Below are 6,916 nucleotides of genomic sequence, written 5' to 3'. Positions count from 1 at the left end.
GGTTATTCAACACGCGTGATAAAATACATTTAAATTAATAGGGTCTAAGAGAAAGGGTGCCGCTTCTTATGTTTATTGTTCAACTACTGCTCGCTCTCGCACTTTTGGGCGGTTCAGACAGCTCCAATGATGCCACATCTACACAACTGGAAGTAGATCCGTTACTGCCTCACCCTGCTTATTCTGAACTTGTCTTGGAATCCGGTTTAAAGCCTTTCCGTTCTGAACTAACATACAAAGGACTTGAACCAGACTATAATCAATTTGAGCAGGCCGCTAAAATTCTTCAGGACAAGCTTTTGGAAAGCGCACTACCACCGCTTCTATCCAAATCCGGAGATACAGGTACATTTGATTACGGCGGACAATTAAAATTGTTGAAAACTGTCCCTCTGAAGCAAAGTATTGAATTCGGTCCTTTAACTATTCATATGATGGATGCTCAATTATTAGAGGCTAGTGATATTCCAGATGATACCCGTAAAAACATTTCTATTCTGAATCATGAAGATGTTGGTCCTGATATAACTTATATCAAAATCATCTACAGTGTGGAAAATACAACGGATCAAAATATCGGATTTTACGGTTTGAATTCGATCCATCCGAACACAGGTAAACCTATCTCAGCGGATCGTAATTTCATGAGAAAACCCTATGTTTATCATCAATATGACGGCGTAGTCATGGATAATATGGGCTATGGTTTAGTATACACAGATGACCCCGACAAGCTGGAATCCATTGAATTGGTTTTCAATAGAATCTATGACTATGATACTGGAGAAACCATTGTAGAGCCTACTTCATTGAATATCCCTTTCACGGTCCAGAAGTAATATTAAACTTATATTTGCTTCAATTTTAAGATACCATTTTTCCACGATATAATAATTATTAAACCCCGGCCATGTACCTGCAGATGAGCAGCATACAGCCGGGGTTCCTTGTTGTATTAAGAAAATACATTTGTTCTATCTATAAACTCAAAATATCTTATCTCGTAAAATCATGCTGCCCAATGGTCAGCAGCGTCGGCCTGCTCTTACTCCACACCGACGTGGCAATCTTCGGATTGTAATAATAGAGCGCTCCGTTCGTCGGATCAACACCATTTAATGCTTTGCGTGCTGCCTTATAAGAGGTCGCCGTCGGCTTGGTATTAAACTGTCCATCGTCAACCGCCGTGAACTGACCTTTCTGGAAGATGACCTTCGAAATAGACGACGGGAATTCACTCGAATGTACCCGATTCAACACAACCGCTCCTACAGCGACTTGCCCTTCAAAAGATTCTCCGCGCGCTTCACCATGGATCAGCTTCGCCAACTGACGCAGCGTCTCGCCTTCGGCTTTGGCCTTTTTGTTCAGCCTGTTCAGCGTCGCTGGACCTGCAACGCCGTCTGCACTCAGTCCCTGCGCCTGCTGGAACTTGCGGACAGCACCTTTGGTGATGGTACCGTAATATCCAGTCATTCCAGCATCAAAGTACCCCAGATCGCTTAATTGCTCCTGCAATTGCAGCACATGCTCGCTACGAACGCCCTGTTCCAACTTCTGTGCTCCCGCAGAAGGAGCTGCCACGGTCAATCCCAGAGTCAATGCGCAGGCACCGAGAAGCATACTGACCCGCCCTGCTCTTTTGCCAGCCATGTTACCCTTCCCATGAGTGACTTTCCGACTGACAGTGATAGGCTCCAAGTTGTCAGCAAACGTTAATAGATCAAGCCCCTCATTTGTGCTATCAACTGTAGTCCGTTCATTACTGTTCATATGGCTTCCCACCTTCATCTCTTTCATCTCACTCACGCTATCTAATTCACTTATCATATTCTTTTCATTAATTTCATTCGGTTGATCCATTCCAATATTGTTCTTTATCATTCCATTACCCTCCACTTTTCTGAATCCAGATCCCACTTCTTTCTCCTGAATTCTCACAACCCGACATCCCGAGTGTCATTATAGGATATAGAAAAAATGAAGTCTATCGGACCGATGACGCAGTGAAAAAACGACGCTGAACATAACAAAAAGAGGCATGAGCCCATGGTCACACCATGGTCATACCCCTTCTTGTATCAACCATATACCGCTTGTCCAACCTGTTATTTCCGTAGGCAGGCAGACCCGTACAAAAGTTGCGTTGTATTTATTGACAATTACTCAGCAAGCTCCTGACCCTTCGTTTCCCGGCCCCAGAACAGTACTGCCGCTGCGCCAATGAGGATGGTCACGAAGAAAATCGTGAAAATCAGGCTGATCGGAACTTCACGCTGAACCAGCATACCTACCATTAATGGTGCAATTACGCCACCGATCCGGCCTACCGATGTAGCCAGTCCAACACCTGTCGAACGAACGGAAGTCGGATACAATTCCGGGCTGTAGGCGTACAGACCACCCCAGGCTCCCAGATTGAAGAACGAAAGGCAGATCCCCGCGGCCAGAATCGTTGCTTCCGTGGTTGCCAATCCGAACGCAATCGCACTGAATGCGGTCAAGGTAAGATAGACAACAAGTACGAACTTGCGACCATAACGTTCAATGAAGTACGCTGCGGTAAAGTAACCTGGCAGTTGCGCGATCGTCATGATCAACACGTACTGGAAGCTTTTGACCATAGTAAAGCCCTTCGCCATCACAACCGAAGGCAGCCACAGGAACATACCATAATAAGAGAAAATGACGGTAAACCACAAAATCCAGAGCATCAACGTTGTACGGCGATGAGGTGCTGACCAGACGGTGGCAACCTTCTCGCGGAACGTCATTTTATGAAGCTTGGTATGGTTCTTGTACCTTGGAGGGTCTTGAATGGCACGGCGCAGGTACAGTGCGTAGAACGCCGGAAGTGCTCCGATGGCAAAAGCAATTCTCCATCCGTACTCCGGGATAACAAAGTTCGCAATCAGCGCGGATACAATCCAGCCCCCTGCCCAGAAACTTTCCAATAATACAACGGCACGTCCCCGTTCGGCTGTAGGCATCGACTCCGATACCAGTGTGGATGCCACAGGCAACTCGCCGCCAAGTCCAATACCTGCAACCAGACGTAGTGCACACAATACGGCGAATCCGGTCGCCAGTGCAGACAGACCGCTTGCAATCGTAAAGATTAACAAGGTCCACATCAGAATGGCCTTCCGTCCAAAACGGTCCGCAAGTGCACCTGCAAGCAAAGCACCTAGCGCCATACCGATCGAGTTAATACTCGTAAGCACGCCGACTTGTCCCGGACTGAGACTCCATTCCTTGGCAAGTGCAGCCACAATAAAGGAGATCATACCCACTTCCATCGCATCAAACAGCCAGCTCATGCCGGCACTGAACAGCAGCTTGCGCTGCTTGGGATTCCGCAATACTTCCAGTTTGCTCATCACTTATAGCTCCCTTGATCTCTATGTAGTCATTCTGACACTAAATCATTATTATGCAGAATGATTCAGAAATCAATGCAAAATAAGCTTTTCCTTCCGATTTCTGCGATACCTTACCCCTTGAGTGAACCCGCTGTCAGACCTGCAACAAAGTAACGCTGGAGCAGAAGGAACAGCACGATGTCGTATGCTACTGAAACTGTCCTTGTAATTATCCAGCCCTACAAATGCATATTATTCATCTAATATCCATTTTACGTTCACCTTTATAAGGTTACAATATTTGTAAAACCTTTTGTTGATAGTTCATTAACATGTCAATTTCCTCTTCAACACTTTATACGAACTTATATTCTTCCTTAGACAGAAAAAAATGCCCAGTCAGAAGACCAGGCTATTTCCTCAATAGATTCTTGCATTATCAGGTACTTAATCCAATTAAAATACAGCCGTTATAGTTAACTCATTATTTTTAAATAGCTCCAAAAATGTTTCCCCATTAATTTTGCTTTCCTTAATCATTTCTTCATAAGTTGTAAAGATTGGACCTTGAGTTTTGTTCTCACACACAAAAGCAAAGCCTTCCTTATGAGAAAGGAATGCATATTGTCTGTTTTCATAAACAAACTCTATTTCTCTATGCTCCCGAATAAACTCAAGAATTTCTTCATAAGTTTCTTTTTCACTCATACGATTACCACCTTAAATTTAGAATCTTTGTCCATTGATCCATTGATGTCTATGCGAGAAAGTATGTAATCCATCCGCATTAGAATGATCGTCGTTACCTTCATCTGCATTACCATTTCTATCATAATACCTACGTTGCTTCAATTCTGTTTTGTCATAAAGATCTTCTGAAAAACGTGGCTTACCAGTTTTTCTAGTATATTTATATGTGGTGGACGTCTATCCGTATTATACTGCTTCAAAACAAAAAACAGCAAAGGTGAGGAGCTGCCTTTTGCTCCCCCGATCGTGATTTGAGCATCGAGCATCGTACCAAGTTTAATTACGATGGACTCCGGTATATCAGCGACCAACGCTCTGTAAAATCAATCACCAAAGAAGGCAAGCCCCTTCACCCGGGACTTGCCTTCTTTCTATACTATGGTTCTGTTCCCTATAATAATTCTGATGACCTTGACTCCAATGCCTACTACTTCTCCTTGCTCTTTCGAGCCAGCGGGATACCGTTTTCCTTAGCATACCATGCTTCATAATGATGCACAGCCACACCTGCAAAAGAAGAATGAGAGGAACCCAGATCAAACACCTTCGCCATCTCTTCATTCATATTGCTAACCGGTTTACGGAAAAAGGTCAGGTAATCCCCCTCGTGTGTATCCGCGAGCTCCGCTCCGATCCAGACTTTCTTGCCAAGATCATCCGCTTCGTCCAGTTCTTCCTTGGACAGATCATACATCTGCTGTCCACTGTCCCGGTAAGCCATAATGGCTACCGCATCGAAGTGGGAGATGACCCAGCGGCTGAATGTACCACCATCCTCAGCAGACTGGCGGGCATCAAGCCAGAACGGAATGGCAGCGCTCATGTACAGTCCGGCATCCTCTCCCGCTTTCGTCCAAGACTTCATGTTGTTCTGCCATTCTGCAATGACGCTACTCTCCTCGTTCTCCCAGCGCTTCAGCTGATACGGCTCCACATCCAGTTGAATGCCTTCGAAGCGTTCATTCTTCGCAGAAGCTGCATTGTATGCTCTTACTCGCTCGATAAAAGCAAGCCCTTCATCCCGCTTCTCCTCATAGGCCCAGTCTGCATGACCGTTAAGTCCATGCACTTCAATCTCAGCCTGCCCTGCAGCCGCAATGAATTTGCGGTATGTTGCGTCAGGCAACTCATCCTGGATTTGCAGGAAGATGGTATCCACGCCCTGTTCTTTGGAAAAGGCGATAATCTCTGGTGTCTGCTCTGCAATAATGGACGCGTCCCACAGCCAGGTCGCTTTGTGTTCCTCTGCCTTGAACCATTTGAACATCCAGGACAGAAGCAGCAGGCACAACACCACAGCCAGAATGGCCCATTTCGCCATCCCCACCAGCTTGCCCCGTTGCCTCATATATTTCCTCAGACGAGCAACGCTTCACTTGGTTCAAGCACAGGATGCTGTACCGAGTGACCAATCTTGTAGATATGAGGATGTGTGTACGAACGGAATGCATTACGTGTATCCAGAATTGGTACACCCATCTCGGCAATATCAAAGTAAGGCAAATCGCTGTGGTTGGTGATCAGCACAATGCAATCGTACTTTTTGAACTGCTCCAGATTAAACACTTCGCTGTGTACGGTCTCGCCATGCTTGTCCTGGAAGGAATCTGCGTGTGGATCGTAGTAGCTAACGTTAGCTCCACTTTCCTTGAACAGTTCATATACTTCCAGTCCTGGTGATTCACGCAGATCGGCAATATTCGGTTTGTACGACATACCGAGCAGCAGAATATTGGATTTACGTACGGATTTCGCGTATTCGTTCAGAATCGTTGACGTTTTGTTCAACACATAATATGGCATGTTGTCATTGGTGGATTGCGCCAGCTCAATGAATTTGCTGTAGAAACGGAAGCCTTTGGCCTTCCATGACAGGTACATCGGATCAAGCGGGATGCAGTGTCCACCGATGCCTGGGCCTGGATAGAATGGCATGAAACCAAATGGTTTCGTCGCCGCCGCGTCAATAACTTCCCAGATATCGATTCCCATGCGGTCGCACATCATCGCCATCTCATTCACAAAGGCAATGTTCACGCTACGGAATGTGTTCTCCAGCAGTTTGGACATCTCAGCCACTTTTGGCGAAGATACCGGTACTACCGTTTCTACATATTTGCTATATAGCGCTGTTCCAAGTTTCAAGCAAGCCTCGGTTGTGCCCCCGATTACTTTCGGTGTATTAAATGTTGTGAAACGTCCGTTCGACGGGTCCACACGCTCAGGCGAGAAGCAGAGGAAATAGTCTTTACCTGCTTCTTGTCCGATCTTGTCTAGCTGCTGCTGGATCAGTTCTTCGGTTGTACCTGGATAAGTAGTGCTCTCCAGCGTAATCAGCATGCCTGGTTTCATATGCAGTTTGATCTGATCCACAACGGTCTCAATGTAAGACGTATCCGGGTCCTGATTCTCACTAAGCGGTGTCGGTACGCAGATACTGAGTGCGTCAATCACGCGTAGCATGCTGTAATCCGTGGTTGGCTTGAAACGACCACTTTGCATCACTTTTTTCAATTCCTCGGACGAAATATCGTGAATGTAGGAATTTCCTTGATAGATGCTCTCTACTTTGGACGCATCCAGATCAATTCCGATGACCGTAAAACCTTGATTGACCATTTCTACGGCAAGTGGAAGTCCTACGTAACCGAGCCCGACGACGCCGAGTACAGCTTCTTTATTTTCAATCGCATTCAGTAATGTGTGGAATTGTTGATTCTCCATGATATTCCCTCCGGGTAGTGTATTTGATGGTGCTTCAAATCCATGTAAATAGATGGTTGTCTATTGCTCTTTTTTTATCT

General features: G+C 45.7%; 6 protein-coding genes. 1 reads left to right on the top strand and 5 read right to left on the bottom strand.

The window, feature by feature from the left end; genetic code table 11:
• Positions 1-68: 68 nt before the first annotated feature.
• Complete coding sequence (locus J7E78_RS22320) at positions 69-839, top strand: hypothetical protein (protein ID WP_215078250.1); 771 nt, start codon at positions 69-71, stop codon at positions 837-839.
• Positions 840-996: 157 nt separating this feature from the next.
• On the opposite strand, the gene J7E78_RS22315 is transcribed toward J7E78_RS22320, so the two are convergent.
• From J7E78_RS22315 to J7E78_RS22295, 5 genes are all read right to left on the bottom strand, one after another.
• Positions 997-1,653: a cell wall hydrolase gene (locus J7E78_RS22315; RefSeq protein ID WP_215078253.1), complete on the bottom strand. Its 657-nt coding sequence runs from the start codon at positions 1,651-1,653 to the stop codon at positions 997-999.
• Positions 1,654-2,162: 509 nt separating this feature from the next.
• Positions 2,163-3,380, bottom strand: a complete 1,218-nt coding sequence (locus J7E78_RS22310) for an MFS transporter (RefSeq protein WP_215078249.1) — start codon at positions 3,378-3,380, stop codon at positions 2,163-2,165.
• A gap of 438 nt (positions 3,381-3,818) precedes the next feature.
• Complete coding sequence (locus tag J7E78_RS22305) at positions 3,819-4,070, bottom strand: hypothetical protein (protein ID WP_215078248.1); 252 nt, start codon at positions 4,068-4,070, stop codon at positions 3,819-3,821.
• Positions 4,071-4,539: 469 nt separating this feature from the next.
• Entirely contained in the window at positions 4,540-5,460 is a 921-nt protein-coding gene (locus J7E78_RS22300) for a hypothetical protein (RefSeq protein ID WP_215078247.1), read from the bottom strand.
• An 8-nt stretch (positions 5,461-5,468) separates the two neighbouring features.
• Entirely contained in the window at positions 5,469-6,836 is a 1,368-nt protein-coding gene (locus tag J7E78_RS22295) for a nucleotide sugar dehydrogenase (protein WP_215078246.1), read from the bottom strand.
• Positions 6,837-6,916 lie beyond the last annotated feature (80 nt).

This window comes from Paenibacillus polymyxa (assembly GCF_018614975.1).
In the GTDB taxonomy this organism is placed as follows: domain Bacteria; phylum Bacillota; class Bacilli; order Paenibacillales; family Paenibacillaceae; genus Paenibacillus; species Paenibacillus polymyxa_E.
The sequence above is the reverse complement of the archived record's forward strand: the minus strand, read 5'-3'. Positions and strand labels throughout refer to the sequence as shown.